Genomic DNA, 1,320 nt, shown 5'->3' with positions numbered 1-1,320 from the left:
GTTAAGACTGAGCGGCATTTTTCTTGATGGGGTAGTGGGTTTTGGTCATGCGTACGGCACGAGGGGATCTGCGCTCGGATCGACGCGGGGGCAGGACGAAGCGGCGGATGTTCTGGCGCATGGCCCGTAACTTGGCCGGAATGGCGCCCGGCGCGGTGCTGGTTGAACTCCACAGCCACTCGTCGACGATGTAGCGCAAGGCGGTGATGAAGCTGATGCGACAGGGTTCGACCTTGGCCTCGTCGGCAATGCGCGTAATCTCCAGGCGGATCAGGTTGTACATGAGCAGCGTTGCCCACAACTCCTGCTCAACCCCGTCCGGATGCTGGCTGCGTAGCGTCATGGCCTGGCGCAGCATGTCGGTCTTGATCTCCCCGTAGGCCAGTTCGATCTCCCAGCGCTCGTGGTACAGCGCAAACACCTCGTCGGCGTCCCAGCGCTCGGGGTCGGCCAGCGAGGTGAAGAGCGTGCGCGATTTGCCGTCGATTTCGCGCGTGATCGCACGCACTTCCCAGGTCAGCGGCAGACTCGGGTTCTTCTTTCTCGCCTGCGGGGAGACCTTCATGCGCAGGCAGACATCCCCGTCGCCATAGGTGCCTGTCACCTCGCCCCGGAGGCCAGCCCGCGCGGGGATGAGCCAGTGGCGTCCCTGCTGGTGCTGCAAGGGCCACAGCAGACCGGCGGAGTAGAAGCCCTTGTCCACGATGACCAGGGCGTCGGCCGGCAGTTGGGGCCACAGCTGTTGTGCCAGGGTGTATTCGCTGGTGTCGTAGGCGTCCAGACTGGCATCGACAAGCAGGCGCGCCCGTGCGTCCAGCAAGCAGGCCATGCGTACCTGCGGGAACGGGCTCTGGTGTTCGGCGTGATTGCGTTGCCCGCCATAGCGCTGACGGTTCTCGGGCGTGTCCGGGGTGCGCCAGACGACGCCGTCCAAGGCGTACAGCGACAAACCGTGCCAACGATGACGCCCGGCTTCTTGATTCGCCCACTGAGCGGCCGTGTGACGGAACAGCCACTGCAACGGCTCACACCCCAGGCGCTGCCGGGCCTGGCTCAAGGCACTGGAGCTGATGCCTTCACCGCTGGTGGGCAAGGCCACCTCCAGCGCATCCGCGACATGCAGGATCGAGCGATCACGCAGCAGCGCAATACCCAGCACCAGCCACAACACCTGCTCCATGGGCAGCCGGCGCTTGCGCAGCGTGCTCACGCCCGTGGCCAGCAGCGCCTGTTGCACCCACTCTTGCGGCAAGCTGTCTCGAACGCTTCCCCACTGCTCAGGCGTCGCGTATTGATGGGTCTCGCACAGGTACTCTTGCA

The 1,320-nt window shown here is 64.8% G+C and carries 1 protein-coding gene; it reads right to left on the bottom strand.

The annotated features are described in order from the left end of the window. Position 1: 1 nt before the first annotated feature. Positions 2 to 1,320: IS4 family transposase (locus tag ABDB87_RS20505; RefSeq protein WP_345930572.1), on the bottom strand; the 1,319-nt coding region annotated here is incomplete at its 5' end.

Origin of the sequence: Uliginosibacterium paludis (assembly GCF_039631355.1) — a bacterium.
GTDB lineage: Bacteria > Pseudomonadota > Gammaproteobacteria > Burkholderiales > Rhodocyclaceae > Uliginosibacterium > Uliginosibacterium paludis.
This window is presented reverse-complemented; position numbering and strand designations above follow the sequence as displayed.